Below are 231 nucleotides of genomic sequence, written 5' to 3'. Positions count from 1 at the left end.
GGTGGACTGGCCGCTGACCGGCCTGCACAACGTCGCCAACGCCCTCGCCAGCCTGGCGGCGGCGCGCCATGTCGGCGTGATGCCCAGCCAGGGCGCGGCGGCGCTCAGCGAGTTCCGCAACGTCAAGCGGCGCATGGAGAAGGTCGCGGAGGTCCGGGGCGTGACCCTCTACGACGACTTCGCCCACCATCCGACCGCCATCGCCACCACCCTCGACGGCCTGCGCAAGCA

Annotated in this window: 1 protein-coding gene; it reads left to right on the top strand. The window is 72.3% G+C overall.

The window, feature by feature from the left end; translation table 11 throughout:
• Positions 1 to 231, top strand: a 231-nt coding sequence (locus ACLJNW_RS28940) for a glutamate ligase domain-containing protein (protein WP_410962128.1), incomplete at both ends; no start/stop codon positions are given.

Source organism: Salmonella sp. SAL4457 (genome assembly GCF_046548235.1).
GTDB classification, from domain to species: Bacteria; Pseudomonadota; Gammaproteobacteria; order Enterobacterales; family Enterobacteriaceae; genus Salmonella; species Salmonella enterica.
Note: the sequence above shows the minus strand (reverse complement) of the source record. Positions and strands in the feature narration are given on the sequence as shown.